Annotated in this window: 15 protein-coding genes; 7 read left to right on the forward strand and 8 right to left on the reverse strand. The window is 40.2% G+C overall.

From position 1 onward, the window contains the following. Window positions 1-19 precede the first annotated feature (19 nt). The 7 genes from F3G66_RS07225 to F3G66_RS07255 are packed head-to-tail and all read left to right on the forward strand — an operon-like array spanning window position 20 to window position 8,061. Window positions 20-1,438 carry a COG3400 family protein gene (locus F3G66_RS07225; protein ID WP_149707642.1) on the forward strand — a complete coding sequence of 473 codons (1,419 nt, stop codon included), beginning with the start codon at window positions 20-22 and terminating at the stop codon, window positions 1,436-1,438. 2 nt (window positions 1,439-1,440) lie between these two features. Further along, window positions 1,441-2,478 carry a 3-dehydroquinate synthase gene (gene aroB, locus F3G66_RS07230; RefSeq protein ID WP_149707643.1) on the forward strand — a complete coding sequence of 346 codons (1,038 nt, stop codon included), beginning with the start codon at window positions 1,441-1,443 and terminating at the stop codon, window positions 2,476-2,478. Continuing rightward, the gene (locus F3G66_RS07235) at window positions 2,475-4,064 is read left to right on the forward strand and encodes a mechanosensitive ion channel domain-containing protein (protein ID WP_149707644.1); all 1,590 of its coding nucleotides are present in this window, start codon (window positions 2,475-2,477) and stop codon (window positions 4,062-4,064) included. Before aroB ends, F3G66_RS07235 begins: the two co-directional genes overlap by 4 nt. Beyond that, window positions 4,064-5,302 carry a tRNA (N(6)-L-threonylcarbamoyladenosine(37)-C(2))-methylthiotransferase MtaB gene (mtaB, locus tag F3G66_RS07240; RefSeq protein ID WP_149707645.1) on the forward strand — a complete coding sequence of 413 codons (1,239 nt, stop codon included), beginning with the start codon at window positions 4,064-4,066 and terminating at the stop codon, window positions 5,300-5,302. The genes F3G66_RS07235 and mtaB overlap by 1 nt, the downstream gene beginning before the upstream one ends. Beyond that, a complete protein-coding gene (locus F3G66_RS07245) occupies window positions 5,289-6,941 on the forward strand; it encodes an ATP-dependent metallopeptidase FtsH/Yme1/Tma family protein (RefSeq protein ID WP_149707689.1) in 1,653 nt (550 codons plus the stop codon). The genes mtaB and F3G66_RS07245 overlap by 14 nt, the downstream gene beginning before the upstream one ends. 10 nt (window positions 6,942-6,951) lie before the next feature. Then, window positions 6,952-7,491, forward strand: a complete 540-nt coding sequence (mog, locus tag F3G66_RS07250; RefSeq protein ID WP_149707646.1) for a molybdopterin adenylyltransferase — start codon at window positions 6,952-6,954, stop codon at window positions 7,489-7,491. Beyond that, complete coding sequence (locus tag F3G66_RS07255; RefSeq protein ID WP_087577011.1) at window positions 7,492-8,061, forward strand: nitrogen fixation protein NifR; 570 nt, start codon at window positions 7,492-7,494, stop codon at window positions 8,059-8,061. It begins immediately after the preceding gene. Window positions 8,062-8,065: 4 nt separating this feature from the next. On the opposite strand, the gene F3G66_RS07260 is transcribed toward F3G66_RS07255, so the two are convergent. Genes F3G66_RS07260 through hisS form a run of 8 tightly spaced genes read right to left on the reverse strand, consistent with a single transcriptional unit; the run spans window position 8,066 to window position 15,902 of the window. After that, window positions 8,066-8,686, reverse strand: a complete 621-nt coding sequence (locus F3G66_RS07260; RefSeq protein ID WP_223154236.1) for a thiamine phosphate synthase — start codon at window positions 8,684-8,686, stop codon at window positions 8,066-8,068. Further along, window positions 8,673-9,827 carry a 2-iminoacetate synthase ThiH gene (gene thiH / locus F3G66_RS07265; protein WP_149707647.1) on the reverse strand — a complete coding sequence of 385 codons (1,155 nt, stop codon included), beginning with the start codon at window positions 9,825-9,827 and terminating at the stop codon, window positions 8,673-8,675. Before thiH ends, F3G66_RS07260 begins: the two co-directional genes overlap by 14 nt. Beyond that, window positions 9,827-10,591 carry a thiazole synthase gene (locus F3G66_RS07270; protein ID WP_009293788.1) on the reverse strand — a complete coding sequence of 255 codons (765 nt, stop codon included), beginning with the start codon at window positions 10,589-10,591 and terminating at the stop codon, window positions 9,827-9,829. The genes thiH and F3G66_RS07270 overlap by 1 nt, the downstream gene beginning before the upstream one ends. Next, window positions 10,592-11,443, reverse strand: a complete 852-nt coding sequence (gene thiF, locus F3G66_RS07275) for a sulfur carrier protein ThiS adenylyltransferase ThiF (RefSeq protein WP_149707648.1) — start codon at window positions 11,441-11,443, stop codon at window positions 10,592-10,594. A gap of 7 nt (window positions 11,444-11,450) precedes the next feature. Next, window positions 11,451-11,654: a sulfur carrier protein ThiS gene (gene thiS / locus F3G66_RS07280; protein ID WP_149707649.1), complete on the reverse strand. Its 204-nt coding sequence runs from the start codon at window positions 11,652-11,654 to the stop codon at window positions 11,451-11,453. Next, window positions 11,654-12,832 carry a pyridoxal phosphate-dependent aminotransferase gene (locus tag F3G66_RS07285; RefSeq protein ID WP_149707650.1) on the reverse strand — a complete coding sequence of 393 codons (1,179 nt, stop codon included), beginning with the start codon at window positions 12,830-12,832 and terminating at the stop codon, window positions 11,654-11,656. Before F3G66_RS07285 ends, thiS begins: the two co-directional genes overlap by 1 nt. A gap of 11 nt (window positions 12,833-12,843) precedes the next feature. Then, window positions 12,844-14,679 carry a biosynthetic arginine decarboxylase gene (gene speA, locus F3G66_RS07290; protein WP_149707651.1) on the reverse strand — a complete coding sequence of 612 codons (1,836 nt, stop codon included), beginning with the start codon at window positions 14,677-14,679 and terminating at the stop codon, window positions 12,844-12,846. Continuing rightward, window positions 14,676-15,902 (reverse strand): histidine--tRNA ligase, encoded by a 1,227-nt coding sequence (gene hisS, locus F3G66_RS07295; protein ID WP_149707652.1) that lies wholly within the window; start codon window positions 15,900-15,902, stop codon window positions 14,676-14,678. Before hisS ends, speA begins: the two co-directional genes overlap by 4 nt. Between the last annotated feature and the right edge of the window lie 18 nt (window positions 15,903-15,920).

Here is a 15,920-nt window from a genome sequence, read left to right on the forward strand (position 1 = left end):
TTTAAAATACGGAGAATTGATGAAGAAAATTTTAATAATCGCAGATGGAACTTTCGCAAGAAATTTTTTAAATAGACTACTTGAAACAAAATCAAATTTACATCACTATATCGTTGTTTCAAGTGAGGATTACAGTCAAAAATCAAATTATGAAAATTTTACATTTTACCAGTTTGACCCAACTAGCCTCTCAAAGTTAAAAAGCGTAAGCGATGGCTATTTTAGTCAGTTTTGTATAGTTTGCGATGATAAAAATGAGGCGGTTGCTGTTTATGAAAATTTAAGACAGATCAGCACAAAGACCGAGACTGTTTTTATGAGCTCATGGGAGCTTGATGAAAAATGCAAAGAAATATTTGCAAGTGATAAACACTTAAGCGTGGTTGATATCAGAGATATTGCAGCATCAAGGCTTATGGACTATTTACCAGATCTACCAGTTTTAGCTGATAATATTGGGCTTAGTGAGGGCGAGATCATGGAAGTTAAGGTGCCAATAGGTAGCTCTTATATGTATCGTCACATCAGCTCAGTAGCTCAAAAGAAATGGCGAATAGCTCTCATATATCGAGGTAGCGAGATCATCTTGCCAAAGCCAAATGTAATGATACAGCCAAGCGATATATTACTAATCGTTGGTGATCCAAATGTGCTTCAAAATGTTTATCGCTCGATCAAGCGTGAAAGTGGGCAGTTTCCAAGTCCATTTGGTAGCAATATCTATGTGCTGATCGATATGATCTCAATGGATAAAGAACGTGTTAGCAAGCTCATAAAGGATAGCTTGTATTTGCATTCAAAACTAAATAATAAACGCCTTTTTTTTAGAGTGATAAATCCAACTTTAGGTGAAAATTTAGATACTTTAAAAGCGATAAAAGAGAAAAATATCATCGTTTTGATGGATTATTTTAATAGCGATAACAAATCTATAAAACATGATGTGTTAAAGCACGATATCGGCCTAATCTTAAGCGATGATAAATACTTTTTTAAATTTAAAAAGCTATTTTATGAGCTAAAACTTCCAGTGCTAAAAACGGGTAAAATTTTGCTCTCAAATATAAAAGAGGGCGTTATACTAGGCGATCAAAGTCAAGAAGTGGAGAATCAATCAGCTGTGATAACTGACTGCTGTGCACAGCTTGATTTGGAGATGAAATTTTACTATTTTGACAATAAACACAGCGATGATGAGGCGTTAAGAGAGCATTTTGAGAGCATTAGCGCGCTATTTTCTAAGCGCATAAAGATAGAAAATCACAATCTAAAAAATCCACTTGTAAAACTAAAAAATACAAAAGATTTGCTTCATTTTGTAATGTTTACTAAAAGCGTGGCAAATGGCGGGGCATTTGCCTTTTTATCGACAAATTTAAATAGGCTTTATAAAAAACTAAGTCAAAATGCACAGCTTTTTGTGCCAGTAAGTGAGTAGAAATGCAGATAAACTTAAATCTTAAAGAAAAAGCATCAAGCTATAAAATTTATATAAACGAGCTTGAAAATCTTGAGCTAAAAGGCAAGGTTGGCATCGTTACAAACGCTAAAGTAGCGGGGCTTCATCTTAAAAAACTACTTAGTATTTTGAAGTGTGATGAGAAATTTATCATAAGTGTGCCTGACGGCGAAGAGTATAAAAACCTTGAAACGGTAGAGCAAATTTTAGAGCAGCTTTTTGTGAGCAAATTTGATCGCTCATCTACGTTAATCGCCTTTGGTGGTGGCGTCATAAGCGATATGACTGGCTTTGCGGCGAGCATCTATGAAAGAGGGATAAATTTCATAAATATCCCAACTACGCTTTTAGCGCAAGTTGATGCGAGCGTGGGTGGAAAGACCGGTGTAAATAACAAATTTGGCAAAAATTTAATAGGCTCATTTTATCAGCCAAAGGCAGTTTTTTGTGAGGTAAATTTCTTAAAGACATTGCCAAAGAGAGAATTTGCAGCTGGCGTGGCTGAGGCTTTAAAAATGGCGATAACTTTTGACAAAGAGATGTTTGATTGGCTAAAAAGCGTAAATTTAGATGATGAAAGCTTAGCTAAGCTAGTTGAAAAGTCGGTAATTTTAAAAGCAAAGGTGGTTGAACAAGATGAGAAAGAAAAAGGGCTAAGAGCTATCCTAAACTACGGCCATACCTTTGCTCACGTTATAGAAAATGAGACAAATTATAAAGAATTTTTACACGGCGAGGCGGTGGCGATAGGTATGAATATGGCAAATCGCCTAAGCGTAAAACTAGGTCTCATGAGCGAGGTAGATGCCGAAGAGATCAGGCAGGTTTTGGTAAAATTTGGCCTTCCAGTAAACTACAAAATAGAAAATGAATATGCATTTTACGAGGCATTTTTTATGGATAAAAAGACAAAAGGTGATAAGATAAATTTCATCATTGCAGATAAAATCGGCAGTGCGATCATAAAAAATGACGTCAAAAAAGAAGACGTTTTAAAAATTTTAAGAGAATTTAAATGAAAAAGATCCTAGTTTTAATACTTTTTTGCTTTACCCTTTACGCTGAGGAGAACGTTACGCTTGAGCAAAATGGCTCGCAAAATTTACAAAATAACGAGCTTATAAAAGATATTTCAAATCTAGATAACTCCCTAAAAAACAATATCTGGATCACAAGGTATGCTAACTATAACACTTATCAAAGACTTATTGATGAGCTTGAAAAAAATGAAAATGAACTAAAAAAGCTAGACAAAAGCTCAAGAAGAGGCAGCGATATCATAAAGAGAATCCAAACTCTAAAAGAGCAGATAAATTTACTAAAAGAGTATGAAAAAACGCCATTTTCAAATATGCTAGCAGCTCCTGAAATGGATACTCCACCAAGGATAACAAGTCCCGTTGCACTTATATCTGGCTTTTCGTATATCAAAAAGATAAAGAGCGATAAGATAGAGTACCAAAGGCATATAAAAGAGCTTGATACGCTTTTAGAAAAGCTTGAAACAAAAGAGAATTTACTAAATAGACTAAATTTGATAGAAGAAAATGAACAAAATAGGGAAAGCCTAAACTTGGTAAAACAAGAAATAGGCGACTTTAAAGCGGCAAAACAGATCGCTGATACAACTTATAATGTCTATGAAAAAAGAGCTGATGAGGCTATAAATTTAACAACCTCTGATATAAAAGCTCAGTTTTTAAGTATGGGCTATACAGCTATCATCATTCTTTTGACGATCGGACTAACATTTATCGCTAAATTTATCGTTAAAAGAACGATTACTGACAATGAGAGATTTTACACGGTCAATAAATTTTTAAACGTTTTAAATATCACTGTTATCATTATAATCTTACTTTTTTCGTATATCGAAAACGTCACATATCTAGTAACCGTGCTAGGTTTTGCTTCAGCTGGTATCGCCATTGCGATGAAAGATATGTTTATGAGTATGCTTGGCTGGATGGTGATCATGTTTGGCGGCTCTATACATGTGGGTGACAGGATCAGAGTGCTTCATGATGGTAGTGAATTTGTGGGCGATGTGATCGATATCTCTTTACTTAGGCTGACTGTTTTTGAGGATGTTAGCTACTCGACTTATAAGACAAACCGCCGTGCAGGTAGAATTATCTTTGTGCCAAATAACTATATCTTTACCGACCTCATCGCAAACTATGCTCATTATGGTATGAAGACCGTTTGGGATGGTATAGATATCATGATAAGTTTTGATAGTAACCATAAAAAAGCCGTCTATCTAGCAAGAAATGTCGTTAAAAAATACTCAAAAGGCTATACCGATATCGCAAAACGCCAGATGAATAAACTAAGAAGTCAATACAGCATCAAAAATCCAAACGTCGAGCCAAGAATTTATACATTTTTTGAGCCTTATGGTATAAATGTCTCATGCTGGTATATGGCAAATTCTTATGCGACTTTGGCTCTTAGAAGTACTATTAGCGCTGAGATAATAGAAGCATTTTTAGCTCAAGATGATATAAAGATCGCTTATCCAACACAAACTATGTTTATAGGCAAAAAAGAAAATCCAAGCGATCACACCACTCACAGCGAGCAAGAGAGTGAAAATTCTTAATGCAAAAGATATTTTTTAAAACATTTGGATGTCGCACAAATATCTATGATACTGAGCTTTTAAAAAGCTACATCAAGGACTACGAGATCACGAATGATGAAGAGAGCGCTGATATTGTGGTCATAAACTCGTGCACTGTTACAAATTCTGCTGATAGTGGTGTCAGAAACTACATAAATGGCGTAAAAAGGCGTGGGGCAAAGGTAGTGCTGACCGGATGTGGAGCGGTTAGCAAGGGCAAAGAGCTTTTTAATAGCGGTATATTTGGTGTGCTTGGAGCTAGTAAAAAGAGCGATCTAAATGAACTTTTAAAGCAAGAAAAGCCATTTTTTGAGCTTGGAAATTTAAACTCAGTCGATAAAAATATAGTTACAAATTATGAAAATCACACAAAGGCTTTTATAAAAATTCAAGAAGGCTGCAACTTTAGCTGCAGCTACTGCATCATCCCTTCGGTCCGCGGCAAGGCTAGAAGCATGGATGAGTCCATGATATTAAAAGAGGCAAGAATTTTAGCCCAAAACGGCTATAATGAGCTTGTCTTAACCGGCACAAATATAGGCAGTTACGGCAAAGATACAAATAGCTCTCTTGGTAAGCTTTTGGCAAACTTAGGTAAAATTTCTGGCATAAGGCGCATTAGACTTGGAAGTATTGAGCCAAGCCAGATAGATGAGAGCTTTAGAGAAATTTTAAAAGAAGAGTGGCTGGAGCGTCATTTGCACATCGCACTTCAACACACGAGTCAGGCGATGTTAAAGATCATGCGAAGACGAAATAATGCATTTAGCGATTTGGAGCTTTTTAATGAGCTTAGCTCACTTGGCTTTGCCCTTGGCACAGACTACATCGTGGGTCATCCTGGTGAGAGTGAGGAGATATGGACAGAGGCTGTGGAAAATTTTAAGAAATTTCCTATCACACATCTGCATGCTTTTGTCTATTCGCCAAGGCGTGATACGCACTCAGCTACACTAAAAAGCGATGTTAGCGGTGATGTGGCAAAAAGTAGGCTAAAAATTTTACAAGGCATAGCTTTACAAAATAATGAAAATTTTAGAAAAAAACATAACGGAGCTTTGAAAATTTTAGTCGAGCAAAAAAATGGTGAGTTTTACGAAGGTTTTGATCAGTTTTACAACAAAGCTAAAATTTTAAGCCAAAAAGATATAACAAAAGAGTGGGTGGAGGTAAGCGAATATGAAGTTAAGCCAGATGCCAATTATGCAAAAATTTAAATTTAATAAGAAAAATATCCTAATAATCGCAGCTGTCGCATTAATCAGTGTGCTGTTATTTGCTGTTAGCAAAGAGCCACGAAATATCACATATTCGCAATATATGCAGCTAATGGATGGAAATTTTATAGACCGCGCTGTAATCGATGACGATGAAGTTGTGCTTTATGCACAAAACAATCTTTTTTCAATCATAAAAGAGGGTATCGATCTAAAAGAACTTATTAAAAAAGTACCTGTTGAAAAGACTAAGCAATACATCACTCCTGGCATGATCTGGGGATTTATCATCTTTGTCTGCTTCGTGCTTTGGTATGCTTATATCTTTAGAAGTATCAGGAAAAAAGAGGAGAGCTTGCTTAGCAAAAAAGATGGCGCATTTGAGATAGAAAGCGTGCTAAATCAAAACACTATGCCAGTCATCTCAAATGTGAGATTTAGCGATGTGGCAGGCATTAGTGAGGTCAAAAGCGAGCTTAGCGAGATAGTTGATTTTCTTAAAAATCCACAAAAATATAGAAATTTTGGTATCAAAATGCCAAAAGGCGTGCTAATGATAGGCCCTCCAGGCGTTGGCAAGACGCTTGTAGCAAAGGCAGTTGCTGGCGAAGCAAATGTGCCATTCTTTTATCAAAACGGTGCAAGCTTTGTGCAAATTTATGTCGGCATGGGCGCAAAGAGAGTACGAGAGCTTTTTAGTAGAGCCAAGTCCTATGCGCCCTCAATCATCTTTATCGACGAGATAGACGCCGTTGGTAAGAGTAGGGGTGGGACTAGAAACGACGAGCGAGAAGCCACGCTAAATCAGCTACTAACTGAGATGGATGGCTTTGAAGATAACTCAGGTGTCATAGTGATAGCCGCAACAAATAGGATCGAGATGATCGACGAGGCACTGCTTAGATCAGGGCGTTTTGATAGGAGAATTTTTCTTTCTATGCCTGATTTTAACGACAGAGTAGCGATCTTAAACACATATCTAAAAGATAAAAACTGCGAAGTGGCGGCTGAGGATATCGCCAAAATGAGCGTTGGCTTTTCAGGTGCGGCACTCAGTACGCTTGTAAATGAAGCTGCGATAAATGCCCTAAGAAACGGCGAGAGCGTGCTTAAGATGAGGGACTTTGAGGCTGTTTTAAACAAGGTCTTGCTCGGTAAAAAAAAGGTGCTAAGCTATAGCGAAAACGAGAAGAAAATTCAAGCCATCTATCAAGGAGCAAAGGCGCTAAGTGCTTACTGGTTTGATGTAAAATTTGAAAAAATTTCTCTTATAGAAGATAGATTCATGGCCACAGAGCAAGAGATCGAGTCAAAGTCGCAGATGATATCTCGTATCAAGGTGCTCATCGCTGGCATGTGCAAGCTTGAGATAGATGAAAACGACATCTTTTCAAACTCAAGTAGTGATCTAAATTTAGCCAAAGAGATCGCTTCAAAGATGGTTTATGAATATGGTATGGGAAGCTCTTTTGTGCCAAATCCAAACGATGTAGAAGAAATTTTAAAACAAGCAAAAGAGGAGATCACATCCTTTTTAAAAGGCACAAATGAGCAAATCGCAAAGATAAGCTCATATCTGCTAGCATACGAGAGCGTAGATAAAGAGACGCTGGCGAAAATTTTAAATGAAAACTATTAAAAGGTAAAAGATGAAAGCAAAGATAGGAATTTTAACATTATCAGATCGTGCAAGTGGTGGCATTTACGAAGATAAGTCTGGCCCAGCCATACGTGAAGTGCTTGATAGCTGGATAGTGAGCGAAAAAGAATATTTTTGCGAAGTTATACCAGATGAGTTTGAGCTAATAAAAGAAAGGCTCATACACATGATAGATGTGCTTGATTGCGATCTTGTGCTAACGACTGGAGGCACTGGACCAGCTCTTAGAGATGTCACTCCAGAGGCAACAGAGGCAGTTTGTGAGAAGATGATGCCAGGCTTTGGTGAGCTGATGAGAGCGACTAGCTTAAAATACGTCCCAACAGCGATCCTTTCACGTCAAACAGCAGGTATTAGAGGTCATGCGCTAATCATAAATTTACCAGGCCAGCCAAAGGCGATAAAAGAGTGCTTGGAGCCAGTTTTCCCAGCGGTGCCATACTGCATCGATCTTATAGAGGGTGCATTTATCGAGACTGATGAAAACGTGATGAAAGTTTTCCGCCCAAAACAAAAGAAAATCTCGTAAATGAGTTTGACAGATAGCCTAAATTTAAAAGCCACTGCCTTTGCAAATAGGTGGCGACTTGTTATTAAAATTTGGCTTGTTTTTTCTTTTTTATCCTATGCGCTGGCCTACTATCTTGGGTTAGAGGTTTTTGGCTTTATCTCTGCCATTTCTATCTTTGGCTGTGTTTGCCTGCTAGCCTTTAGCTCACTTCTTTGGTTTATCGCTAGCCTTGTATTTTTGCAACCTTTGGTATTTTTACTACTTGAAAAATTTGATGAAAGCATTACTGTTTATGCTTTAGCCTGCTCAATTTGGCTGCTTGGCTGGATCACTTTGTCGCTTGTGGTCGATGATAAATTTGCAAGACTGGGAAATGACATCTTGCTAAAGATCACTCGCATAGTTCTTGTTAGCGAGTTTGCCTTGCTATATTTTTTTAACTACAACAGCAGCTTTGACATAGAGACTTTAATAAAGTCAAATTTGACAAAGTCGCTGCTTTTAGTGCTAAACTCCTATATGCTGCCATCGCTTGTGACGCTACTTATATTTGATATAAAAACATATATCGCTAGCAAAAATGAGTAAAATTTTACGAGCCGTTTTTGCTCTCTGCTATCTTTTTTATAAGCTCCATATCGCCGTTCATTGCTAGGCTCATGAAGCAAATGCCGTTTGCTCCAGCTTTTATGACCTCTTTGTAGTTCCCGCTATCTAGTCCACCAAGTGCGTAAATTTCTTTATTAAAGCTTTTTAGCTCGCTTATAAAATTTAACCCCTTTGGCTCTAAATCTGCCTTGCAAGAGGTGGCAAATATATGAGAAGCAACCAGCACATCAGCGATAGAGGCTGAAATTTTAGCTTGTTCTAGGTCGTGAGCTGGGGCGTAAATTTTTGCTGTTTTTCTAAATTCATCTAAAAAAACGCCGTGATTTTTAAAAAAATCAAGCTGCGCTGAAGTGAGCCAAAAGTCACTCTTTAGCTTGCAAGCTACGTCAAAAAATTGATTAATGATAAATTTCTTGCGGTAGTTTTCACAAATTTGAGCCACAACCCTAGCAAGATCATAAAAATCAGCTTCATTTAGCCCCTTTGCACGAAGCAAAATTTCATCCACGCCAGCCTTCTTGCAAAGTAGCTGGATCCTTTTTAAAAAATCATTACCCTCATAGCTATCAAAGTCAGCCACGCAGAGAATTTTAAACAAAGACATACTCGCTCATCAATGGCTCTAGGCCGTTTGCTTTTATCATTGCTTTTATCTCATCCACGCTTCTGTCGTCGCTTATCTCAAACTGCTCGTCGCCCTTTTTCTCTTCGCCGTGAGCGCCGATGCTCACTTTTACGCCAGCGCTTATCTTGTTTGCGGCGATCTTTACGGCGTTGTCGCGAAATTTCGCCTTTTCTCTGGTTGAGATCGTTATGCTAGCTGTTGGCATGAAAATTCTATAAGCACAGATCACTTGTAAAAGCTCGCGCTCGCCCACATCGCGTGGATTGATGCGGTCGTTGTTTATGATAGGGCGAAGTCTTGGGCATGAAAATGCGATCTCAGCGTGCGGATACTTTTTTTGAACTAAGCTTGCGTGAAGTGCGGTCGCAAAGGCATCAAGCCTAAAGTCATCTATACCAAGGAGTGCGGCAAAGCCAACCCCTCTCATGCCTCCAAGAAGCGCTCGCTCTTGCGCATTTAAGCGGTATGGGAAAATTCTTTTATTGCCACCAAGGTGGATTTTCTCGTATTTTGTGGGATTATAGGTCTCTTGAAAGACGGTCACGTAGTCTGCGCCACTTTTGTGAAGCAGGGCGTAGCCCTCAGAGTTTAGCGGGTAAATTTCAACCCCAACGACTTTAAAAAATTTCTTTGCCAAAGCGCAGGCGTTTGCGATGTAGGCGACACTTGAGTTAGTCTCACTCTCGCCAGTTAGGATCAAAATTTCTTCTAAGCCACTCTTTGAAATTTCTCTTAGCTCCCTTGTGATCTCCTCGTCGCTTAGCTTTGCCCTTTTTATATTATTTTTAGCATTAAAGCCGCAATAAACGCAGAGGTTATCGCAGTAGTTTGCTATGTAAAGCGGAGTAAAAAGCGTAATGTTTGAGCCAAAATTTGCCCTTGTCTTTGCCTGAGCAAGCTGGGCGATTTGCTCTAAAAATGGCGCTGCGGCAGGCGAGAGTAGGGCTTTTAGATTTTCAAGCGAGCAGTGCTTTGCATTTAGAGCTGCTTTTACGTCCGCTTCGGTGTAAATTTCAGGTTTGTAGCTCGCTCGCTCTTTTAAAATCTCATCCATGATATCGCTACCAACATCCTGCATGTGAGGTAGTAGCTGCATGTGGTCGGTTCTTGTAAATTTCATCAGTCTAAAAATCCAGTGAGCGGAGATGAGGCGTTTGCGCTTTTACTCTTTGCACCAAGGCCTGCTAGATAGGCGTTGCGACCAGCGATGATCGCCTCTTTGAAAGCTCTTGCCATGAGCGGGATGTTTTTAGATGAGGCTATGGCTGTGTTTGCCATGATCGCAGCCGCTCCCATCTCCATCGCTTCGCACGCTTGTGAGGGCCTACCGATGCCAGCATCTACGATGATTTGTGTATCAAGCTCATTTATCAAAATTTCAATAATATCTTTAAAAACTAGCCCTTGGTTTGAGCCAATTGGTGCAGCTAGAGGCATTATGCAGCTTGCCCCCGCACTTAGCATCGCTCTTGCGGCATTTAGATCTGGAAACATATATGGCATTGGCACAAAGCCGTCATTTGCCAAGGCTTCGCACGCTTTTATGGTTTCAGCGTTGTCTGGAAAGAGAAATTTAGAGTCAGTTATGATCTCTATCTTAACAAGCTCGCCGCATCCAAGCTCACGTGCGAGCTGGGCGATACGAACGGCCTCTTTGGCGTTTCTAGCGCCACTTGTGTTTGGCAGAAGCGTCACGCCTTTTGGGATAAAGTCAAGTATATTTCGCTCTTTACTCTCGTTTATGCGCCTAAGAGCAAGGGTTAAAATTTGCGCGCCAGCCTCGTTTACGGCTGAGTCGATGAGCTCGTGCGAGTACTTGCCAGAGCCAAGGATAAAGCGGCTTTGAAACTCCTTGCCACCAAGGATCAAACTATCACTTTGCACTTACGCCTCCAAGCCCATAAGTAGTCTAATGGCCAAATTTGCCTCGTGATTTGCGCAGATCGCAACGCGTGGTGCCATGAGCCCTTGACCGATCTTTGCCTCGTTTGTGAGGTCGCCGCAAAGATAGACATTTTTGGCAAATTTTATGGTTTTTATGAGATTTGAGCTAAAGTATCCTGCCATGCCAGAGGCGCCGATGATCTTTTTATCTTTTAAGCTTGCGCCAGCTTCGTTTAGTATCATCGCCTTGCCAGCGACATTGTCAAAGGCTTCGCATAAAATTTCACACTCGCCAAAGACGTTAGCCACGTTTTTTTCATCTAAAAATATATCGTGAGTTTCTACCTCAACAAAGGGGTTTACGTCATTTATCAGCTCTTTAAGCGCCTGCGTCTTTTTCATACCGATGTGACGGACGAAATATTGCTGGCGGTTTAGATTGCTTGGCTCCACGACGTCAAAATCGGCAAGTACCAGCTTTTTTACGCCAACTCTAGCTAGGCTTAGCGCGATATTTGAGCCAAGGCCGCCAAGTCCAGCTACGCCTATCACCGCTTTACTTAGGGCCAAATTTAACTCAGGGCTGTTTCGTGAGGCGATCATCGCGCGTAAAACTTCACGCTCAGGCATCACGCCACGCCTTATAAATACGACGTTTGAGCCATCTTTTAGCTCGCTATCTTCTTTTATAGCAAAGCCATCAACGATAAAAATGTCAGGCTTTGTAGCGTTAAATTTCTCTAAAAATTTATAAATTTCACTCTCTTTATCGCCAAGCGCAAGCTCTTTTAGCTCGCCAAGGCTTTTTACTGGCACCTTAAATTTTGCGCCATTTAGTACTATCTCTATCATTTTCTCCTCATCCACCGCCAACTAAAGTGACGATCTCATAAGCTTTGCCCTCGCTCATAAAGTGCTCACTCCAAAGCTTTTTTGGCAAAATTTCTCCGTCTCGCTCAAGGGCTATAAATTTAAGCTCATAGCCATTTTGAGCTAAAAAATCATAAACATTTATATCGTTTTCAAGCTCGAAAATTTTGCCATTTACTCTAAATTTGATCATTAAATTTTGTAGCTTTTTACAAAATTTGCGATCCTCTCGATCGCTTTTTTTATGCTCTCGATGTCTGTCGCAAAAGAAATTCTAAAATATCCCTCCATGCCAAAGCCCACACCTGGCACGGTCGCTACATTTACCTCTTCAAGCATCTTTTTGCAAAATCTAAGCGAGTTGCCGTCTACTTCTTTACATTTTACAAATAGATAAAACGCGCCATCGGGCTTAACTACGCTTAGCCCAGGGATAGCATTTATCATTTCAACTGCTACGTCGCGTCTTCTTTCATACTCTTTTCTCATGCTTTCGATGTCTTCGTCAGTTTCGCCTAGAAGTGACGGGATAGCGCCTATTTGCACGATTGAGCTGATGTTGCTTGTGCTTTGACTTTGAAGCTTTTTGATGCCAGCAATTAGCCAGTCCATCGAGCTTGCTATGTAGCCAAATCTCCAGCCAGGCATCGCGCCACACTTGCTTAGGCCATTTATCGTGACTGTTCTTTTAAAAAGATCCTCGCTCACTGAAGCCACTGCGTGAAATTCTTTGCCATAGATCACTTTTTCATAAATTTCATCGCTTGTAACTATGATATCAGTGCCCTTTAAAACCTCGCCAAATGCCGCGATCTCCTCTTTCGTATATACAGCTCCAGTTGGGTTTGTCGGGTGATTTAGCGAAAAGACCTTTGTTTTTGGCGTGATCGCTTTTTTTAGCTGTTCGGCTGTGATTTTAAAATTTGTGCTCTCGTCCGCCTCGATAAAGACAGGCACGCCGCCACAAAATTTAACGATCTCAGGGTAGCTAACCCAGTATGGAGATGGGATGATGACCTCGTCACCTGGGTTGATAAGCGCTTGAAACACATTAAAAAGTGAGTGTTTTGCGCCGATGTTTGTGACGATTTGATTTGCTTTGTAGTCAAGTCCGTTATCTCTTTTTAGCTTTGCTCTAATGGCGTCTATAACCTCAGGCAGGCCCGGCACTGGCGTGTATTTGCCGCTTTTGCTATCGTTATCTAGTGCGTTTTTTACAGTTTCTCTTATCTTTTTTGGAGTCATAAAGTCAGGCTCACCAGCTGAAAGTGAGATCACGTCGATGCCAGCAGCCTTCATCTCTTTGGCCTTTGTGCTGATCGCGATTGTGATTGATTCGCTTAATGTTTGCATTCTGTTTGCTAGTTGCATTATTTTCCTTTTTAGTTGATTGTCTTTAGGTAGCTATTATCATTTAAAAATAGATAAAGCTCACCCAAAATTTGCTTCTTTTGTGTTTCGTTTATCAGAGTTGATTTCTCTAAGCGTTCATTTAGAGTGTCTTGGATCTCGTAGATATCGTAGTCCATGTCCTCCATGATATCAAGGATCGACTGGCTCTCTAGTAAATTTATAATTTTGTAGCCATCGCTTGTTATCTCCACGGTAGCTTCTGTCGGGTGGGTAAAGAGGTTGTGCTTCATACCGATCACCTCTTGATATGCGCCAACTAGGAAAAATCCCAAGAAATAATCCTCCTTCTCTACATCCACGTCGTGCAAAAGCAGTGGGTTTTTCTCGTCATCATAGCTGATCTCGCCGTCGCTATCGCAGGTGATGTCCCAGATCGAAGCTGGCAAAGTAGGGCGCTCATCGAGCCTATCAAGTGGCATGATAGGAAAATTTTGCTTTAGTCCCCAAAAGTCAGGCAAGCTTTGAAAAATAGAGAAATTTAGCAAGTATCTCTCTTGAACCTCTTTTTGAATTTTGGCCAGATCGCTTGAATTGCTTTTATTGCCAAGCATTACGACAGCCTTTTTACTAATGAGCCTTAAAAGCACCTCGGCGTTTGATCTATCTTGAAGATCAACATAGCCAAGGTCAAAAAGTGTTAAAACGCTTTCTGTGTGATGGATGGCGTCGTGCAGGTATTCTAGGGCGTTTGAAGGTTTGATTGATTTATAAAGATCGACTAGCTCGGTTATTAAATTTGGATTATTTTTCTTTAAATTTAGCTTCTCTTCGGTGTATTCTTGAGAAAATAGCTCAAGCACAGGGGCGACTAAAAGTGCGTGAGAAGCGGCGATGTAGCGACCTGACTCTATGAAAATATCTGGCTCAATCTCCTTTTTTTGCTCGCTTATGGTTTTAAGCATATAAACAACGTCGTTTGCATATTCGTTTAATGTATAGTTTCTGCTGCTTTCTTCTTTAAACTGCGAGTACTCGATCGCTAGGCCACCGCCTAAATTTATAGCTTTTAAATTTGAGGCACCCATTTTTCTAAGCTCAGCGTAGATATTACCAGCCTCGATGAGTGCTTTTTTGAGCGGGTGAATTTCGCTTATTTGAGAGCCGATATGAAAGTGTATCATTGTGAAATTTTCAAGTAAATTTGCCTTTTTTAGCATCTTTACAGCTTCTATTAGCTCAGTTGATGTTAGTCCAAATTTAGAGTGTATGCCGCCACTTTTTGCCCAAAGTCCTGAGCCTGTCGAGTGCAGTCTTACCCTAAGTCCGATCTTTGGCTTTGGTTTAAAGCGCTCTTTTGCGATGGCGATTATCGCTTCAAGCTCGTTTAAGCCCTCGATCGTTAGCGTGATGTTATGCCCCATTTCAGAGGCGATAAAGCCTATGTTTATCATCTCTTTATCTTTAAAACCATTTACTGTTATAGGCGCTTTGTCGTTGTTATAAGCCATAGTTAGAAGTAGCTCAGCCTTGCTACCAGCCTCTAGGCCGTAGTTGTAGGGCTTGCCAAGGCGAACTAGGTTTTTTACAAAGCCAGGATATTGATTGACCTTAAGCGGGAAAACGGCATTAAAGCTGCCTTTGTAGGCAAATTCTTTCTTTGCCTTTGCAAAGCTTGCGTGGATCTGCTCGATCTGCTTTTGGATAAGGTGCGGAAAGCGAAGTAGTAGTGGCCCTCTGTAGCCATCGTCTCTTATCTCTTTTACGATGTCTATGATCGCTGGTTTGCTGGCTGCATTTATACAGACTTTGCCATCTTCTATAACAAAATTTGAATTGCCCCAAATGCTAAGTCCAAAATCATTCATCCAAGCTCCTTTTCAAGCTCATCTAAATTTATCGTTTTTTCATCTTTGGTCTCTAAATTTTTATACCAAATTTTATTCTCTTTCATCTCATTTTCGCCAACGCAAAGGAAAATTTTTGCATTTTTATTGTCGGAATTTTGCAGATGTTTTTGAAGTTTTTTAGCTTCATAAGAAATTTCGACCTGATATTTTTTGCGAAGTTTTGAGCCAAGCGCATAGATAAAGTCTAAATTTAGCGCATCAAGCGCGCAAAGATAAATCCCGTCTCGCTCATCCCCAGCTTCACCTAAAATTTCCATTATCCTCTCAACGCCCATCGCAAAGCCAACGCCATAACTTGCTCTACCGCCAAGGTACTCGACCAGCCTATCGTATCTGCCGCCACCTGCGACTGCACTTTGTGAGCCGATCTCATTGCTTATAAACTCAAACGCCGTCTTGCAGTAGTAGTCCAGCCCACGAACGAGCTTTGTATCTATCTCAAATTTAACGCCATTTGCGGTTAAAATTTCTTGCAGTTTTGTAAAATCAGCCTGCGCCTCACAGCTTAAGCTATCAGTGATAACTGGAGCGTTTTTATAAATTTCTTGGCAGCTCTCGACCTTGCAGTCAAGCACGCGGATAGGGTTTAAAAGCTTGCGTCTTTTGCAGTCCTCGCAAATTCTACCGTCATTTTCATCTAGAAATTTGACAAGTTTTTCTTTGTAAGACTTCATCGAGCTCTCGTCACCAAGCGAGTTTATCTTTAGGGTTGTTTTGATATTTAGCCTGTTAAAAATTTCGCTCACCATCAAAATAATGCTCGCATCCTCGTAAACACTGCCCTCGCCAAAGCACTCGCAGCCAAACTGGTGAAACTCTCTTAAACGGCCTTTTTGTGGGCGCTCGTAGCGAAACATCGAGCCGTGATAAAAACAGCGTTTTGTCACATTTGCCCTGTCAAGTTTTGCCTCGATAAACGCTCTAACCACGCCAGCCGTGCCCTCAGGACGCAAACAAACGTCGTTGCCACCTTTGTCTTCAAACTGATACATCTCTTTGCCCACGATGTCACTGCTCTCGCCGACACTTCTTTTAAAAAGTGCTGTCTCCTCGAGGTGTGGGGTTAAAATTTGCTCATATCCGTAGTTTTTTGCGACTTCCTCGCAGGTTTTGATTATCCGTGCGTAAAGTTTAGCGCGAGCTGGAAGCATATCTTTCATGCCACGAAGTGCCGTTATCATCGCATTATCCTTTTTTTA

Origin of the sequence: Campylobacter concisus (assembly GCF_902460665.1) — a bacterium.
Taxonomy (GTDB): Bacteria; Campylobacterota; Campylobacteria; order Campylobacterales; family Campylobacteraceae; genus Campylobacter_A; species Campylobacter_A concisus_AL.

Excerpts from the sequence above, each read along its gene's own strand:
- F3G66_RS07225 (WP_149707642.1), top strand. The coding sequence starts at position 20 with ATGAAGAAAATTTTAATAATCGCAGATGGAACTTTCGCAAGAAATTTT.
- aroB (WP_149707643.1), top strand. The coding sequence starts at position 1,441 with ATGCAGATAAACTTAAATCTTAAAGAAAAAGCATCAAGCTATAAAATT.
- F3G66_RS07235 (WP_149707644.1), top strand. The coding sequence starts at position 2,475 with ATGAAAAAGATCCTAGTTTTAATACTTTTTTGCTTTACCCTTTACGCT.
- mtaB (WP_149707645.1), top strand. The coding sequence starts at position 4,064 with ATGCAAAAGATATTTTTTAAAACATTTGGATGTCGCACAAATATCTAT.
- F3G66_RS07245 (WP_149707689.1), top strand. The coding sequence starts at position 5,289 with ATGCAAAAATTTAAATTTAATAAGAAAAATATCCTAATAATCGCAGCT.
- mog (WP_149707646.1), top strand. The coding sequence starts at position 6,952 with ATGAAAGCAAAGATAGGAATTTTAACATTATCAGATCGTGCAAGTGGT.
- F3G66_RS07255 (WP_087577011.1), top strand. The coding sequence starts at position 7,492 with ATGAGTTTGACAGATAGCCTAAATTTAAAAGCCACTGCCTTTGCAAAT.
- F3G66_RS07260 (WP_223154236.1), bottom strand. The coding sequence starts at position 8,686 with ATGTCTTTGTTTAAAATTCTCTGCGTGGCTGACTTTGATAGCTATGAG.
- thiH (WP_149707647.1), bottom strand. The coding sequence starts at position 9,827 with ATGAAATTTACAAGAACCGACCACATGCAGCTACTACCTCACATGCAG.
- thiF (WP_149707648.1), bottom strand. The coding sequence starts at position 11,443 with ATGATAGAGATAGTACTAAATGGCGCAAAATTTAAGGTGCCAGTAAAA.
- thiS (WP_149707649.1), bottom strand. The coding sequence starts at position 11,654 with ATGATCAAATTTAGAGTAAATGGCAAAATTTTCGAGCTTGAAAACGAT.
- F3G66_RS07285 (WP_149707650.1), bottom strand. The coding sequence starts at position 12,832 with ATGCAACTAGCAAACAGAATGCAAACATTAAGCGAATCAATCACAATC.
- speA (WP_149707651.1), bottom strand. The coding sequence starts at position 14,679 with ATGAATGATTTTGGACTTAGCATTTGGGGCAATTCAAATTTTGTTATA.
- hisS (WP_149707652.1), bottom strand. The coding sequence starts at position 15,902 with ATGATAACGGCACTTCGTGGCATGAAAGATATGCTTCCAGCTCGCGCT.